We start from the raw sequence: 15,034 nt of genomic DNA, 5'->3' as shown, positions 1-15,034 counted from the left end.
GCAATGAAGAAAGCTCTATCGTTGATGGCAATGCTTGCCCTGACGGCAGGCGCGGTACACGCCAAGCTGCCCGCCCCGTCACCCGAGGCCAAGGCCGCCGCCGATGCCGCCAAGGACAAGGCGGCCTGGGGCGACAAGGTCGCCGCCTACAAGCTGTGCCTGGCACAGGACAAGACCGCCGCCTATTACCAGAAGAACAAGGAAGGCGCGAAGAAGCCGAGCGTGGAAACGCCGGCCTGCGCCGATCCCGGCCCGTACACGCCGCCGGTGGCTGCGGCGGCACCGGCGGCATCTCCGGCACCTGCGCCCGGCGCCGCGCCGGCAGCGGGCACGGCTCCGGCAGCTGCGCCGGCCGCCCCGGCTGCACCCGCAGCGCAGGCACCCCAGGCGGCGCCAGCACCGCAGGCAGCATCGGCAACACCGGCGGCACCTGCCAAGAAGTAATTCGCAGTTCACTGATACACTGGTTGCCGTCCCAAGCAGAAAAGCCTCCCGCATGCCACGCCGTCCCTACCTCACCAATGCCGCCGCCAATCTGACGCAGGAAGTCGAGGTGATGGACGAGCGCGGCAGGATTTCCACGATCTCCATTCCCGCCGAACGGCCGCTGACCGTCTATGTCGACAAGCGCGAGCTGGTCACGCTGATGACGCTGGGCGGCGCGCCGGAGGCGCTGACGCTGGGCTACCTGCGCAACCAGCGGCTGGTGCGCTCGGTGGAAGACATCGAATCGATTACCGTCGACTGGGAAGTCAGTGCGGTCGCCGTCAAGACCCATACCGGCATCGCCGACATCGAGGAACGCACCTCGAAGAAGGTGGTGACCACCGGCTGCGGCCAGGGCTCGGTGTTCGGCGGCCTGATGGACGAGGTCGACCAGATCAGCCTGCCGCCGGAAGCGCGGCTTAAGCAGTCGATGCTGTACAAGATCGTCGACACCATCCGCACCCAGCAGTCGATCTACAAGCAGGCCGGCTCGGTACACGGCTGCGCGCTGTTTTCCGCCGAAGGCGAGCTGCTGTATTTCGTCGAGGACGTGGGCCGCCACAATGCGGTCGACTCCATTGCCGGCCGCATGTGGCTCGACGATGTCGGCGGCAACGACAAGGTGTTCTACACCACCGGCCGGCTCACCTCGGAAATGGTGATCAAGGGCGCGCAGATGGGCATCCCTTTCCTGCTGTCGCGCTCGGGCACCACGCAGATGGGCCACATGGTGGCTGACAAGCTGGGCATGTCGCTGCTGGCGCGCTGCACCGGCAAGCATTTTCTTGCGCTGACCGGGCGCGAGCGGCTGATCATGGAGCCGCACCTGGCCGAGGTATTGCGCATCGCGTAATGACCTGATGGCGCAAGCGCCGCCGCTCTGGCACACTTGCCCTGTTACTTTCCGGTCAAACACCGCTGTCTCACATGCATTTGCTCGACGCCATCCGCGACGCCTTTCTCCTGCTGCTCTCCGGCGATGCCGAGCTGTGGGGCATCATCTGGCTTTCCATCAAGACCACCCTGCTCGCGCTGCTGCTCGCCGCGCCGCTGGCGGTGCTGCTCGGCTACCTGGTCGCCGCGCGCTCCTTCGCCGGGCGCCGCATTGTGATCTGGCTGGTGCAGGCATCGATGTCGCTGCCCACCGTGCTGATCGGTCTGCTGCTCTACCTGACCCTGTCGCGCCAGGGGCCGCTTGGCGATTTCCGCTGGCTGTTTTCGCAGTCCGCGATCGTGGCCGGACAGGTGCTCATTTCGCTGCCGGTGCTGACCGCCTTCACGCTGGCCGCCGTGCAGGCGGCCGACCTGCGGGTGGCGGAAACCGCCGTCACGCTCGGCGCCTCGCCGTGGCGGGTGATGCGGACCGTGCTGCACGAGGTGCGCTACGGCGTGATGGCGGCGGTGATCAGCGGCTTCGGCCGCGTCATTTCCGAAGTCGGCTGCGCGATCATGGTCGGCGGCAACATTGCCGGAGAAACCCGCACCATCACCACCGCCATCGCGCTGCAGACCAGCAAGGGCGAATTCGCGCAAGGCATCGCGCTCGGCATCGTGCTGGTGACGATCGCGCTGGTGATCAATGCGGTCATGGTGACCCTGCAGGGCGACGCCCGCGCCGCGCGGGGTGCGGCATGACGGCGCTGCTCAGCCTCGAGGGATTGCGCAAGCGCTTCGGCGAGCGCGAGCTGTTCAACATCGACCGGCTGCAGATCCAGCAGGCCGCCGCCTATGTGCTGACCGGGCTCAACGGTGCCGGCAAGAGCACGCTGCTGCGGGTGCTGGCCGGGCTGGAGCAGGCCGAAGCGCAGCGCGTGTGCTTCCTCGGCCAGGAGGTGCGGCTGTCGCCCTATTCCCGCATGATGCGTGAATCGGTGGTCTACGTGCATCAGCATCCGGTGATGTTTTCCACCAGCGTTGCGCACAACATCGGTTACGGACTGGAGGCGCGCGGCCTGCCGAAGGCCGAGATTGCGCGCCTGGTGGAAGATGCGATGGACTGGGCCGGCGTCGAACACCTGCGCGGCAGCAAGCCGCTGAATCTGTCCGGCGGGGAAAAGCAGCGCATCGCGCTGGCACGGGCCAAGGTGCTGTCGCCGAAGCTGCTGCTGCTCGACGAACCCACCTCCAACCTCGACGGCGCGGCGCGGGAACAGGTGATCGCGCTGATTCCCTCGCTGGTGCGCAGCGGCAGCAGCGTGATCATGGCTTGCCATGACCGCGATCTGATTGCATTGCCCGGCGTGCAGCGGCTGAAGCTGCGCGAGGGGCGGCTGCAGATGCGGCGCCAGCAGCGGGTGCAGGCGGCTTGAGTGTAGGGGTTAGGTTGGTGGAGGAAGCGAGGGTTTCGCAACGTACTACGGTGCGCTCGCGGACTCGGAGCGCCTTGCAAGGCGCAAGGTGGAGGAGTTTGAAGCTTTCACCCCCGCTTGACGTTTCGTCCTTTCAAGTCCGGCCAGCGAGGTGGACGGCAAAACCATAAAGGACGTTCCTCCCCTTTCAAGGGGGAGGCTAGGAGGGGGATGGGTTTTAACTACCTATGTTGCAACCCATCCCCACCCCAACCCTCCCCTTGAAGGGGAGGGAGCAGGGGTTTCGCAACGTCCTCCGTTGCGCCCTCCACCTCACAATCAGAGATAAACAGCCTTTCCAACCAAGCAGCCCAGCCCCCCCTACTGCTTCTTCTCCCCCGTCGTCTCCGGCACCGAATGATTATTCACCTGCCCCGAATGCGGCAGCGTGGTCTTTTCCTGTTCCTTCGTGAGCGGAGCCGGATTGGCCTGGGTCGGAGTGTTGGCGCTGCCGCTGGTGCCCGGCGTTGCTGCGGCCTGCGGGGCAATGGCTGCATCCGAAGGCGGCACCTGGTTGGGCGGCAGTGCGACCGACTGGCTGGCGCTCGAAGATGCGGATGGAGTGATCGACGGCGCGCCGCCGGCGTCCGAGGTTTTCGGTTCGGGGGTTTTCTGGCAGCCCGCGATCAGCGCAAACGCCGCGCATGCGAGCAGGACACTGCTGGGTTTGTTCATGATGGCCTCGCTGGAAACGATCGATAGTGGATCTGCGGCTTGCCAGACGGGATGCCTGTCCATGCGCCAAGCCGTTTTCGTTTCGACATCATTTCTCGCAACCTGTTCTTTTGAACGGCAGGGAGTCAGAGGAACATCAAGTTTTGCCGCCATCATTTGCCGTCCTGCAATCCAGCCGGCCGCAGCTTGCGTCAGGATGCCGGCGCCGCCTGCCGTTTCGTTGCGAAGAACACCGCGCCGAGAATGATCACGCCCCCGGCCGCCATGGCTGGCGTCGGTATCTCTCCCAGCAGCAGCGCCGCCAGAGCAATGCCGTAGACCGGCTCGAGATAGGTGAACAGGCTGGCGGTCTGCGCGCTGACGCAGCGCATGCCGGCGATGAACAGCGTATGCGCCAGCGCCGTGCAGGCCAGCCCGAGGAAGACCAGCTGCGCGACGGCGGACGCCGTGCCGGGCAGCATGGCCGCATCGAGCAAAGGCAGCAGCGCGAGCGAGGCAACGCCGTTCTGGTAGATCGAGATCTTGACCGGGTCTTCGTTCTGCACCAGCGCATGATTGAGCAGCTGGATCACCGCAAACGACAAGCCGGACGCGATGCCCCACAACGGCCCGGCGAGATCGGCCGCATCATCGAGCGAGCCCGGCACGACCAGCCTGAGACCGACCATCAGCACCGCCACCAGCGCGAAGTCGCCGACGCGTATGCGCCCGCTGCCGAACAGCGGGCCGAGCAGGATGACGAAGATCGGAAAGCAGGAAAAGGTCAGCAAGCCGACTGCCACGCTCGACAGACGAATCGACAGGAAAAAGCTGGTCCAGTGGAAGGCCAGCAGGACCCCGATCAGCAGGTAGCGCCATTGCTGCGCGCGGCTGGTGCGCAGGCTGATGCCCTTGAAGCGCGCCCAGGCAAGCAGGCCGAGTGCGGCAAGCCCCGCCCGGCTCGCCACGACAAGATAGACGTCAAGCGTGTTGAGCTGGCCGATGACCCCCGAAAGGCCGAATAGAAAGGTCGCAATGTGAAGCTGGAGGACGGCGTAATTCATGAAGCGCGGGCAATGATGACGGAAAACAAGATGCGTAGCTTATCTCAAGCCGCTCATCCGCCGGTATCGGATTTCGAGGCAGCGCAAGTCCTATAAAAGATAACCCTGCGCAACGGCAAAGCCTACTTGAGCGGCCCGAACTTTTGCCGGCTCAGTCACTCCACCTGATTTTCAGCTTCAGGAGTCAATCATGGATCCAGCATTGAACGGCATGAATATCGCCATTCTCGTCACCGACGGTTTCGAACAGTCGGAGCTGACGGAGCCGAAGAAAGCGCTGGAAGCCGCAGGCGCGCTGACACGAATCGTGTCCGACAAGTTCGACAAGGTACAGGGTATGAACCATGACCAGCCAGGCGACAAGTTCACCGTGGACCTGCTGCTGCGCGAAGCCGACGCCAAGTCCTTCGACGCGGTGCTGCTGCCCGGCGGCAAGGTCAACGCGGCGGCATTGCGCGAGATGGGAGAAGCCCAGCGCTTCGTGCAGAACATGGACGAAGACAACAAGCCGATCGCGGTGATCTGCCACGGCGGCTGGCTGCTGGTGTCGGCCGGTCTGGTCGAGGGCCGCACGATGACCAGCTTCCCCGCGCTGGAACAGGACATCCGCAGCGCCGGCGGCAACTGGGTGGACCAGGAAGTGGTGGTCGACGGCAACCTCGTCAGCAGCCGCACGCCGGAAGACATTCCGGCATTCAACGAGAAGATGGTGGACGTGATCGCCCATCGCCTGCAGTCGCATCTGCGCGGCACCGGCGACGATCATGCGGTGGGTATTGCCGGCAGCTGATACCCGGTGCTGCAGCCGCGGCGGTGTCCCGCTCAAGGAGTTGACTGCCGCGGCCATTCCTGCAGCATGCCGCGCGCGCCTTCAGTTGCGCGCATAGGACAGATGAAATCCCTCCAGGCCCTCGATGGCCGACATGTCCTGCGCCAGTTCGCTGATCGGCGCGCCGCTGTCGCGGTTGAACGCCACCGCGACGAAATGCCATTCGGTCTTGCCGTTCTGCACCGCGATCGAGATCGAACCTCGCGCGATTTCATAGCCGCGCCTGAGCGCGGCTTCCTGCAGCTTCAGTTCGCTCGGCGCCGCGCCTTCCTTGAACCGCATCACGATGGCGATCGCATGCCGTGACGGCAGCCGGCTGGCCAGCTTGGGCACGCCGGCCATGCAGAAGGCCGACATGAGCGCCAGCAGAATCGCCGACAGGTAAAACCCCACGCCGACCAGCACGCCGATCACCGAGGTCGCCCAGATCGATGCGGCTGTGGTCAGGCCGCTGATGTTGAAACCTTCCTTCATGATCACGCCGGCGCCGAGGAAGCCGATGCCGGTCACGATGCCCTGGATGACACGGGTCGGGTCGGCGCCCAGCCCCATCATTTCCTGCCCGCCGTACCAGGCGCTGGGGTAGCCTGCGATCACCGTCAGCGCCGCCGAGCCCATGCACACCAGGCCATAGGTGCGCATGCCGGCGGCGCGGCCGCGATACGAGCGTTCATATCCGACCAGCAGGCCGAGCAGCAGTGCGCCGAACAGGCTGAAGAAGACGAGCAGATTGGTCGCGACCATCGGGCCGGACCAGAAAGCGGCCAGCGACTCCGCGGAAGGCAGATCGGAAGAAAGATTGTTCATGTGGAAGGCAAAAGGTGCTGCAGGACGCTCAGGCCTGGAAGCGGCGCAGGCCGTCGATATCGAGGATATGAATGCCGCCGTAATCGACGCGCAGCAAGCCTTCCTTCTCAAGCACCTGCAGCGACTGGTTGACGCGCTGGCGCGATGCGCCGGACAGATAGCCGATTTCTTCCTGCGAAATCTGCAGCAGCGGATTGGCGCCGGGATAGAGATGGGTGTTGAACATGGCGGCGAGACAGCGGGCCACGCGCGAGTCGACATCGAGCAGGCGGTCGAACTCCACCATGCCGATGAACTGGCCGAGGCGCTCGTTGAGCTGCATCAACAGGAAATGCGTGAACGGCAGGCTGGTGTCGAGCAGCCACTGGAAAGTCGACGCCGGCATGCGGGCGATGCGGCTGTCGCGCAGCGTCGTCACGTCATACTTGCGAGGCTCCTTCTTCAGGAGCGATCCTTCGCCGAACCATGCGCCGGCCTGCATGCCGGTGAAGGTGATCGACTTGCCCTCGGGTGAGAGATTGGTCATCTTGGCCAGTCCCTCGACGATGCCCAGCCAGGCATCGACCGGCTCGCCCTTGCGGCAGACGTAGCCGCCCTTGGGCACGAAGGTTTCCACCGTTTCCGCCTCGACGCGCGCCATCTGCTCGGGCGTCAATCCCCTGGCCCAGATCGACTGGCGCAGCACGTCCCGAAGCTGGGGCTGCGACTGGGGCTTGGGCGGAATCATGGTGCGTTGCATCAACGATAGTCTTTTGATCGAATGAAGATTGTCGGTCAGATGACAGCGCACAGACTTTCATCTGTCTAGTATGCTGACAACAAAAGAATACAAACAACGGAGACATTGTAAGCCGACTTGCGCTGCGCATGTACAGTGCGGCAAGCCGGCCTGCATCGCCCTGAGCAATCCTTGGCACTCCGGATTCCAATGCTTCATGACGGTTACACCTGTTATCAGAGAGCGAGTGGGACATGGTAGAGATGATCAAGACGGGCGGAAGCACCTTCCCCCGCATGCTGCTGCAACATGGCCAGCGCCGCGCCGACCGGCCGGCCTTCCGGGAAAAGGACCTCGGCATCTGGCAGAGCTGGAACTGGTCGCAGGTGGTCGATGAAGTGCGCTCCTTCGCCTGCGGCCTGGCCGCGATGGGTTTCAAGCGGGGAATGAATCTGGCCATCGTCGGCGACAACCGTCCCCGCCTCTACTGGTCGATGATTGCCGCGCAATGCCTGGGCGGCGTCGCGGTGCCGCTGTACCAGGATGCGCGCGCGGTCGACATGGCCTTCGTGCTGCAGGATGCGGAAGTCGCATTCGCCGTGGCCGAGGACCAGGAGCAGGTCGACAAGCTGTTCGAGATCAAGGAAGACCTGCCCGCCGGCAGCATGCTGCTGCAGCACATCATCTACGACGATGACCGCGGCATGCGCCACTACAACCAGCCGGAACTCTCCTTCTTCGAAAAAGTGCAGCAGCTCGGCCGCGAGTTCGAGCGCAGCCATCCGGATTTCTTCCTCAATGAAATCAATGCCGGCAGCGAAGACGATGTCGCGGTGATGCTCTATACCTCGGGCACCACCGGCAAGCCGAAAGGCGTATGCCAGACGCACGGCTCCTTCATCACCGCGGCGAAAGGCAGCATCGAATTCGATGCGCTGACGCCGGATGAAGACATTCTTTCCTACCTGCCGATGGCCTGGGTGGGCGATCACCTGTTTTCCTTCGCCCAGGCGATCGTGGCGGGCTACACCGTCAACTGCCCCGAATCGGCCGACACGGTATTGAACGATCTGCGCGAGATCGGCCCGACCTATTATTTCGCGCCGCCGCGCATCTTCGAAAACATGCTGACTACCGTGATGATCCGCATGGAAGACGCCGGCGCCGTCAAGCGCAAGATCTTTCATCACTACATGGACGTCGCCCGCCGCGTGGGGTCCGATATCCTCGACGGCAAGCCGGTGAGTGCGATGGACCGCTTCCAGTACAGGATGGGCGAACTGCTGGTTTATGGTCCGCTGAAGAACGTGCTCGGGCTGTCGCGGGTGCGCGTGGCCTATACCGCGGGCGCTGCAATCGGCCCCGACCTGTTCCGCTTCTACCGCTCCATCGGCATCAATCTCAAGCAGCTGTACGGCTCGACCGAGACTTGCGCCTATGTCTGCCTGCAGCCGAACGGCAACATCAAGTTCGACAGCGTCGGCCTGCCGGCGCCCGGCGTCGAAGTCAAGCTCGCGCCCAACGGCGAAGTGCTGGTGAAATCCGCCGCGCTGCTCAAGGAATACTACAAGCGGCCGGATGCGACCGCGGAAGTGATCGACAGCGAAGGCTATTTCCATACCGGCGATGCCGGCCTCTTCGACGAAGAAGGCCACCTGAAGATCATCGACCGCGCCGCCGATGTCGGCCGCATGAACAGCGGTGCGATGTTCGCGCCGAACTATATCGAGAACAAGCTGAAGTTCTTCCCCTTCATCAAGGAAGCGGTCGCCTTCGGCAACCAGCGCGACATGGTGTGCGCCTTCATCAACATCGATCTCGATGCGGTGGGCAACTGGGCCGAGCGGCGCGGCATCGCCTACTCGGGCTATACCGACCTTGCAGGCAAGCACGAGACCTACGACCTGATCGCCGAATGCGTGGAAAAGGTGAATGCCGACCTCGCATCGGAACCGATGATGGCCGACACCCAGATCCACCGCTTCCTGGTGCTGCACAAGGAGCTCGATGCCGACGACGACGAACTGACCCGCACGCGCAAGGTGCGCCGCCGCTTCGTCGCCGAGAAGTACAAGGTGCTGATCGATGCGCTCTACGGCGGCAGGACTTCGCAGTACATCGAGACGCAGGTGAAGTTCGAGGATGGCCGCGAAGGCATGGTGGCGGCCGACCTGCGCATCGTCGACGTGAAGACGTTTTCCACCCTGAAGAAGGCGGCCTGACATGAACGGCACACGCAAGATCGGCGACGTCATTCTCGACCTGAAGAACATCTCGCTATCCTTCGGCGGCGTGAAGGCGCTGACCGACATTTCCTTCGATGTGCGCGAGCACGAGATCCGCTCCATCATCGGCCCCAACGGCGCCGGCAAGAGCTCGATGCTGAACGTGATCAACGGCGTCTATCGTCCGCAGCAGGGCGTGATCACCTACCGCGGCCAGCAGCGCAAGGATATGAACACCTATGCCGCGGCCAAGAGCGGCATTGCCCGCACCTTCCAGAACATCGCGCTGTTCAAGGGCATGTCGGTGCTCGACAACATCATGACCGGCCGCAACCTGAAGATGCAGACCAACTTCCTGCTGCAGGCGCTGTACTGGGGGCCGGCGCAGAAGGAAGAGATCGAGCACCGCAGAAAGGTCGAGGAAATCATCGACTTCCTGGAAATCCAGCACATCCGCAAGACGCCGGTCAGCCGCCTGCCCTACGGCCTGCAGAAGCGCGTGGAACTCGGCCGCGCGCTGGCGGCGGAACCATCGATCCTGCTGCTCGACGAGCCGATGGCCGGCATGAACGTGGAGGAAAAGCAGGACATGTGCCGCTTCATCCTCGACGTCAACGACCAGTTCGGCACCACCATCGTGCTCATCGAGCATGACATGGGCGTCGTGATGGATATCTCCGACCGCGTGGTGGTGCTCGATTACGGCAAGAAGATCGGCGACGGCACGCCGGACGAAGTGCGCAGGAATGAAGACGTGATCAATGCCTATCTGGGCGCGGCGCACTGATTGCATCGATCGCACTGATTGCCCGGCACGCACCGGCAAGAGACATACAAGTACAAGACGAGGGGCATCATGGGTTTTTTCATCGAAACGTTGTTCGGCGGGCTGATGGCCGGCATGCTCTACGCGCTGGTGGCGCTGGGCTTCGTGCTGATATTCAAGGCTTCCGGCGTGTTCAACTTTGCGCAGGGCGCGATGGTGCTGTTTGCGGCGCTGGCGATGGCGCGCTTTTCCGAATGGATCCCGAAATGGCTGGGCTTCAGTAACGCCTTTCTCGCCAATGCGCTGGCGCTGATCGTCTCGATCGCGATCATGGTCGTGGTGGCGTGGCTGATCGAGCGCTTCGCGCTGCGCAAGCTGGTCAACCAGGAGCCGATCGCCCTGCTGATGGCCACGCTCGGCATCGGCTACTTCATGGACGGCGCCGGCCAGCTGCTGTTCGGCAGCGCGACCTACAAGATCGACGTCGGCATGCCGAAGGATCCGATGATGATGTTCGAGAACACCTTCGAAGGCGGCCTGCTGATCAGCAAGGAAGACTTGTATGCGGCGATGATTGCCGCAGCGCTGGTGGCCGCGCTGTCGATCTTCTTCCAGAAAACCGCGACCGGCCGCGCGCTGCGCGCGGTGGCGGATGATCACCAGGCGGCGCAGTCGATCGGCATTCCGCTGTCGCGCATCTGGGTGATTGTCTGGTCGGTGGGCGGCATCGTCGCGCTGGTGGCGGGGATCATCTGGGGCTCGAAGCTGGGCGTGCAGTTCTCGATTTCGCAGGTGGCGCTGAAGGCGCTGCCGGTGGTGATTCTCGGAGGATTGACCTCGGTGCCGGGCGCGATCATCGGCGGGCTGATCATCGGGGCGGGCGAGAAATTGTCGGAGGTGTATCTCGGGCCGTTCTTCGGGGGCGGGATCGAGAACTGGTTTGCGTATGTGCTGGCGCTGGGGTTCCTGCTGGTGAGGCCGCAGGGGCTGTTCGGGGACAAGATTATTGATCGGGTTTGAGTGCTCCCCGCTGCCGCAGGTGGGAAAAGGGAGCAAGGCAGCGCAATCGTGGATATCGAGAATAGAACCCCTCTTCCGCAAGCGGGAGAGGGGCAGGGGTGAGGGGGATAGCCAAGACCGCAGGAGGTCTCGCCAGCCCCCTCATCCCCAACCCTTCTCCCGCTTGCGGGAGAAGGGAGCCAAGCGACGGAAGCTTGAGTACGGAAAGTAGAACCCCTCTCCCGCAAGCGGGAGAGGGGCAGGGGTGAGGGGAGTTGCCAAGACCGCAGGAGGTCTCGCCAGCCCCCTCATCCCCAACCCTTCTCCCGCCTGCGGGAGAAGGGAGCCAACCGGCGGAAGCTTGAGTACGGAGAATAGAACCCCTCTTCCGCAAGCGGGAGAGGGGCAGGGGTGAGGGGAGTTGCCAAGACCGCAGGAGGTCTCGCCAGCCCCCTCATCCCCAACCCTTCTCCCGCTTGCGGGAGAAGGGAGCAGACACGCAGCAGGAATAAAAATCATCGCCGGAATCCACTCGGCACATTGGAGACAGCATCATGTTTTACCGCGAAAACGGTCAGTTCAAAACCAGCTATCTCACCGACCAGCAGATTTTCCCGGTCTCGCAGGACCGCATTGCGATGTGGCTGCTGCTCATCGTCGGCTTCGTCGTGCTGCCGGCCTTCGCCAGCGACTATTTTTTCCGCGCGGTGCTGATCCCCTTCCTGGTGCTGTCGCTGGCGGCGATCGGCCTGAACATCCTGGTCGGCTACTGCGGGCAGATCTCGCTCGGCACCGGCGCCTTCATGGCCATCGGCGCCTACGCGGCCTTCAACCTGCATGCGCGCTTCCCCGGCATGCCGCTGCTGGTATCGCTGATCGGCGGCGGGCTGTGCGCAACGGTGTTCGGCGTCTTCTTCGGCATTCCCAGCCTGCGCATCCGCGGCCTCTATCTCGCGGTGGCGACGCTGGCCGCGCAGTTCTTCACCGACTGGTTCACCAACCGCGTCGCTTGGGTCACCAACAACTCGTCCTCCGGTTCCGTCAGCGTCGGCACGCTGAACTTCCTCGGCATCACGCTCGACACGCCGATGGAAAAATATGTCTTCTGCCTGAGCGTGGTGGTGGTGTTCGCCCTGCTGGCCAAGAACCTGGTGCGCAGCGCGATCGGCCGCGAATGGATGGCGATCCGCGACATGGACGTGGCGGCGGCGGTGATCGGCATCCGCCCGGTGTTTGCCAAGCTGTCGGCCTTCGCGGTGAGTTCCTTCATCATCGGCGTGGCCGGCGCGCTGTGGGGCTTCATCCACCTCGGCGCCTGGGAGCCGGCGGCGTTTTCCATCGACAAGTCCTTCCAGCTGCTGTTCATGGTGATCATCGGCGGCCTGGGTTCGATCGTCGGCAGCTTCTTCGGCGCAGCCTTCATGGTGCTGCTGCCGCTGCTGCTCAATTACGTGCCGCACTGGTTCGGCCTGCCGCTGTCGACCGCCACGGCGTCGCATTTGGAACACATGATCTTCGGCGCGCTGATCGTGTTTTTCCTGATCGTCGAGCCGCATGGTTTGGCAAGGCTGTGGCAGACCGCGCGGCAAAAGCTGCGGGTTTGGCCGTTCCCGCATTGAGCAAGTTTAAGGAGCGCTCCTTCCTCTTTAAGGCAATGAAGCAGATTCCAAGCCGCGAGGTAGAAGGAGCATAAAGAATGCCCCTTCCCCTTCAAGGGGAAGGTTGGGATGGGGATGGGTTCAGTGGGACATTCAAACCCATCCCCACCCCAGCCCTCCCCTTGAAGGGGAGGGAGTTAAAACAAGCTTCATCCGTACCCAGAAAGTACGCCAACAACAAGGAGACCAACATGAAGTTGAAAAACATCGCTGCCACCGTTGCCATTGCAGTTGCCGGCTTCTCGGCGCTGACCACCGCGTCGCTGTCGTACGCGCAGACGGCCGAGCAGTTCGTGCCGCTGCTGGTGTACCGTACCGGACAATTCGCGCCGCTGGGCATTCCCTGGGCCAACGGCAAGCAGGACTACCTGAAACTGATCAATGCGCGCGACGGCGGCGTCAACGGCGTGAAGCTGACGTACGAGGAGTGCGAAACCGCCTATGACGCAGCCAAAGGCGTCGAATGCTACGAGCGCCTGAAGGGGCGCGGCACCGGCGCGGCCGGCTTCGACCCGCAGTCGACCGGCATCACCTTCGCCGTGACCGACAAGGCCTATGCCGACAAGATGCCGATCGAGACGCTGGGCTACGGCCTGTCGCAGTCGGTCGACGGCACCGTGTTCGAATGGAACTTCCCGCTTTTGGGCACCTACTGGACCGCGGCCGACGTGATGATCCAGGATATCCTGAAGAAGGAAAAGGGCAACCTGAAGGGCAAGAAGATCGCGCTGGTCTATCACGATTCGCCTTACGGCAAGGAACCGATCCCACTGCTGCAGAAGCGCGCCGCCAAGGACGGCTTCACGCTGAGCCTGCTGCCGGTCACGCCGCCGGGCGTGGAGCAGAAGTCGACCTGGCTGCAGATCCGCCAGCAGCGCCCCGACTATGTATTGTTCTGGAGCGCGGGCGTGATGACGCCGGCGGCGATCCGCGAGGCGCAGGCTACCGGTTTTCCCCGCGACAAGATGTATGCGATCTGGTGGGCCGGTTCCGACCATGACGTGAAGGATATCGGCGACGGCGCCAAGGGCTACAACGCCATCACCATCCACAACAGCGCCGCGCGCGACAAGGTGCATGACGACCTGAAGAAGATGGTCTACGACAAGGGCCAGGGCACCGCATCCGACGGCAACGAGATCGGCACGCTGGCGCATACCCGCGGCATGATGATCTCGATGATGCAGGTCGAGGCGATCCGCACCGCGCAGGAAAAATTCGGCAAGGGCAAGGCGCTGACGCCGGAACAGGTGCGCTGGGGCTTCGAGAACCTGAACCTCACTGCCGATCGCCTGAAGGCGCTGGGCTTCGGCGAGATCATGCGGCCGGTGCAGACTTCCTGCGCCAACCACATGGGCGCCGACTGGGCGCGCATCGTGCAGTGGGACGGCAAGAAGTGGAACATCACTTCCGACTGGTACCAGGCCGACAAGTCGCTGATCGATCCGCTGGTCAAGGAGTATGCGGAGAAGTATGCGAAGGAGAAGAACGTCAAGCCGCGCAGCTGCTGATCGATTGCTGATGCGTAGCTGATGTACCCAGCGGCGGCGATTCGGAGCGATCCGCCGCCGCGGGATTCTTACCGGTTCAACGAACAAGCAACAAGGAAATCCTATGCCTTCCGCCGTGCTGTCTGCCGCCCCTGCCCATTCGGCTCATTCTGCCCAGGCTGCGCCGCTTGCCAACCTGCTCGAAGTCAATGGCATCGAAGTCATCTACAACCATGTGATCCTGGTGCTCAAGGGCGTGTCGCTGAGCGTGCCCGAAGGCCGCATCGTCGCTCTCCTCGGCGGCAACGGCGCCGGCAAGACCACGACCCTGCGCGCGGTGTCGAACCTGCTGCGCGGCGAACGCGGCGAAGTCACCAAGGGCATGATCCAGCTGCGCGGCGAACGCATCGAGAACCTGTCGCCCGCCGACCTGGTGCAGCGCGGCGTGGTGCAGGTGATGGAAGGCCGGCACTGCTTCGCCCACCTGACCATCGAGGAAAACCTGCTCACCGGCGCCTATACGCTGAAGAACAAGGGCGACATCTCGGCCAACCTGGACAAGGTGTACAGCTATTTCCCGCGCCTCAAGACGCGCCGCACCTCGCAGGCCGCCTACACCTCCGGCGGCGAGCAGCAGATGTGCGCGATCGGCCGCGCGCTGATGACCAATCCGCGCATGGTGCTGCTGGATGAGCCGTCGATGGGCCTGGCGCCGCGCATCGTCGAGGAAGTGTTCGACATCGTGCAGGACCTGAACAAGAAGGAAAAGGTGACCTTCCTGCTGGCGGAGCAGAACACCAACATGGCGCTGAAATATGCCGACTACGGCTACATCATGGAAAGCGGCCGCATCGTGATGGACGGCAGCGCGAAGGACCTCGCCAGCAACGAGGACGTCAAGGAGTTCTACCTCGGCGTCGGCGGCGAGGAACGCAAGAGCTTCAGGGACGTGAAGAGCTACAAGCGGCGCAAGCGCTGGCTGGCATGAGC

Annotated in this window: 15 protein-coding genes; 11 read left to right on the top strand and 4 right to left on the bottom strand. The window is 63.4% G+C overall.

All coding sequences use genetic code 11. The annotated features are described in order from the left end of the window. The first annotated feature begins 3 nt into the window (after positions 1-3). The 4 genes from IGW03_RS12330 (at position 4) to IGW03_RS12315 (ending at position 2,795) form a co-directional block, all read left to right on the top strand. Positions 4-444 (top strand): hypothetical protein, encoded by a 441-nt coding sequence (locus IGW03_RS12330; protein WP_194722864.1) that lies wholly within the window; start codon positions 4-6, stop codon positions 442-444. A 52-nt stretch (positions 445-496) separates the two neighbouring features. Beyond that, positions 497-1,339, top strand: coding sequence for a formate dehydrogenase accessory sulfurtransferase FdhD (locus IGW03_RS12325; protein WP_194722863.1), 843 nt, complete (start codon positions 497-499; stop codon positions 1,337-1,339). A gap of 74 nt (positions 1,340-1,413) precedes the next feature. Further along, positions 1,414-2,121, top strand: a complete 708-nt coding sequence (locus IGW03_RS12320) for an ABC transporter permease (RefSeq protein WP_194722862.1) — start codon at positions 1,414-1,416, stop codon at positions 2,119-2,121. Continuing rightward, positions 2,118-2,795 carry an energy-coupling factor ABC transporter ATP-binding protein gene (locus IGW03_RS12315; protein ID WP_194722861.1) on the top strand — a complete coding sequence of 226 codons (678 nt, stop codon included), beginning with the start codon at positions 2,118-2,120 and terminating at the stop codon, positions 2,793-2,795. Before IGW03_RS12320 ends, IGW03_RS12315 begins: the two co-directional genes overlap by 4 nt. Positions 2,796-3,155: 360 nt before the next feature. On the opposite strand, the gene IGW03_RS12310 is transcribed toward IGW03_RS12315, so the two are convergent. Together IGW03_RS12310 and IGW03_RS12305 are read right to left on the bottom strand one after the other, a co-directional pair. Beyond that, positions 3,156-3,509, bottom strand: coding sequence for a hypothetical protein (locus IGW03_RS12310; protein WP_194722860.1), 354 nt, complete (start codon positions 3,507-3,509; stop codon positions 3,156-3,158). 191 nt (positions 3,510-3,700) lie between these two features. Beyond that, the gene (locus IGW03_RS12305) at positions 3,701-4,552 is read right to left on the bottom strand and encodes a DMT family transporter (RefSeq protein WP_194722859.1); all 852 of its coding nucleotides are present in this window, start codon (positions 4,550-4,552) and stop codon (positions 3,701-3,703) included. Between the two features lie 190 nt (positions 4,553-4,742). Here IGW03_RS12305 and IGW03_RS12300 point away from each other — a divergent pair, with 190 nt between their 5' ends. Next, positions 4,743-5,342, top strand: a complete 600-nt coding sequence (locus IGW03_RS12300; protein WP_194722858.1) for a type 1 glutamine amidotransferase domain-containing protein — start codon at positions 4,743-4,745, stop codon at positions 5,340-5,342. A gap of 81 nt (positions 5,343-5,423) precedes the next feature. Here the strand turns inward: IGW03_RS12300 and IGW03_RS12295 are convergent, their stop codons facing one another. Together IGW03_RS12295 and IGW03_RS12290 are read right to left on the bottom strand one after the other, a co-directional pair. After that, positions 5,424-6,188, bottom strand: coding sequence for an MgtC/SapB family protein (locus tag IGW03_RS12295; RefSeq protein WP_438943639.1), 765 nt, complete (start codon positions 6,186-6,188; stop codon positions 5,424-5,426). 28 nt (positions 6,189-6,216) lie between these two features. After that, on the bottom strand, positions 6,217-6,915 hold the full coding sequence (locus IGW03_RS12290; protein WP_228535423.1) for a Crp/Fnr family transcriptional regulator: 699 nt from the start codon (positions 6,913-6,915) through the stop codon (positions 6,217-6,219). 254 nt (positions 6,916-7,169) lie between these two features. Between IGW03_RS12290 and IGW03_RS12285 the strand changes: the two genes are divergently transcribed. From IGW03_RS12285 to IGW03_RS12260, 6 genes are all read left to right on the top strand, one after another. Next, positions 7,170-9,128 (top strand): AMP-dependent synthetase/ligase, encoded by a 1,959-nt coding sequence (locus IGW03_RS12285; RefSeq protein WP_438943641.1) that lies wholly within the window; start codon positions 7,170-7,172, stop codon positions 9,126-9,128. A 1-nt stretch (position 9,129) separates the two neighbouring features. Further along, positions 9,130-9,918, top strand: coding sequence for an ABC transporter ATP-binding protein (locus tag IGW03_RS12280; protein ID WP_194722855.1), 789 nt, complete (start codon positions 9,130-9,132; stop codon positions 9,916-9,918). A 69-nt stretch (positions 9,919-9,987) separates the two neighbouring features. Further along, complete coding sequence (locus IGW03_RS12275; RefSeq protein WP_194722854.1) at positions 9,988-10,917, top strand: branched-chain amino acid ABC transporter permease; 930 nt, start codon at positions 9,988-9,990, stop codon at positions 10,915-10,917. A 533-nt stretch (positions 10,918-11,450) separates the two neighbouring features. Continuing rightward, the gene (locus IGW03_RS12270) at positions 11,451-12,515 is read left to right on the top strand and encodes a branched-chain amino acid ABC transporter permease (protein ID WP_194722853.1); all 1,065 of its coding nucleotides are present in this window, start codon (positions 11,451-11,453) and stop codon (positions 12,513-12,515) included. Positions 12,516-12,745: 230 nt separating this feature from the next. Further along, complete coding sequence (locus tag IGW03_RS12265; protein ID WP_194722852.1) at positions 12,746-14,065, top strand: ABC transporter substrate-binding protein; 1,320 nt, start codon at positions 12,746-12,748, stop codon at positions 14,063-14,065. A gap of 103 nt (positions 14,066-14,168) precedes the next feature. After that, a complete protein-coding gene (locus tag IGW03_RS12260; protein ID WP_194722851.1) occupies positions 14,169-15,032 on the top strand; it encodes an ABC transporter ATP-binding protein in 864 nt (287 codons plus the stop codon). The last annotated feature ends 2 nt before the right edge of the window (positions 15,033-15,034 follow it).

The organism is Noviherbaspirillum malthae (genome assembly GCF_015352985.1).
Taxonomy (GTDB): Bacteria; Pseudomonadota; Gammaproteobacteria; order Burkholderiales; family Burkholderiaceae_D; genus Noviherbaspirillum; species Noviherbaspirillum malthae.
This window is presented reverse-complemented; position numbering and strand designations above follow the sequence as displayed.

Bases quoted from the DNA above. Each gene is read 5' to 3' on its own strand.
- IGW03_RS12285 (WP_438943641.1), top strand. From the start codon at position 7,170: ATGATCAAGACGGGCGGAAGCACCTTCCCCCGCATGCTGCTGCAACAT.
- IGW03_RS12295 (WP_438943639.1), bottom strand. From the start codon at position 6,188: ATGAACAATCTTTCTTCCGATCTGCCTTCCGCGGAGTCGCTGGCCGCT.
- IGW03_RS12325 (WP_194722863.1), top strand. From the start codon at position 497: ATGCCACGCCGTCCCTACCTCACCAATGCCGCCGCCAATCTGACGCAG.
- IGW03_RS12265 (WP_194722852.1), top strand. From the start codon at position 12,746: ATGAAGTTGAAAAACATCGCTGCCACCGTTGCCATTGCAGTTGCCGGC.
- IGW03_RS12290 (WP_228535423.1), bottom strand. From the start codon at position 6,915: ATGATTCCGCCCAAGCCCCAGTCGCAGCCCCAGCTTCGGGACGTGCTG.
- IGW03_RS12305 (WP_194722859.1), bottom strand. From the start codon at position 4,552: ATGAATTACGCCGTCCTCCAGCTTCACATTGCGACCTTTCTATTCGGC.
- IGW03_RS12310 (WP_194722860.1), bottom strand. From the start codon at position 3,509: ATGAACAAACCCAGCAGTGTCCTGCTCGCATGCGCGGCGTTTGCGCTG.
- IGW03_RS12260 (WP_194722851.1), top strand. From the start codon at position 14,169: ATGCCTTCCGCCGTGCTGTCTGCCGCCCCTGCCCATTCGGCTCATTCT.
- IGW03_RS12270 (WP_194722853.1), top strand. From the start codon at position 11,451: ATGTTTTACCGCGAAAACGGTCAGTTCAAAACCAGCTATCTCACCGAC.
- IGW03_RS12320 (WP_194722862.1), top strand. From the start codon at position 1,414: ATGCATTTGCTCGACGCCATCCGCGACGCCTTTCTCCTGCTGCTCTCC.
- IGW03_RS12280 (WP_194722855.1), top strand. From the start codon at position 9,130: ATGAACGGCACACGCAAGATCGGCGACGTCATTCTCGACCTGAAGAAC.
- IGW03_RS12315 (WP_194722861.1), top strand. From the start codon at position 2,118: ATGACGGCGCTGCTCAGCCTCGAGGGATTGCGCAAGCGCTTCGGCGAG.
- IGW03_RS12330 (WP_194722864.1), top strand. From the start codon at position 4: ATGAAGAAAGCTCTATCGTTGATGGCAATGCTTGCCCTGACGGCAGGC.
- IGW03_RS12300 (WP_194722858.1), top strand. From the start codon at position 4,743: ATGGATCCAGCATTGAACGGCATGAATATCGCCATTCTCGTCACCGAC.
- IGW03_RS12275 (WP_194722854.1), top strand. From the start codon at position 9,988: ATGGGTTTTTTCATCGAAACGTTGTTCGGCGGGCTGATGGCCGGCATG.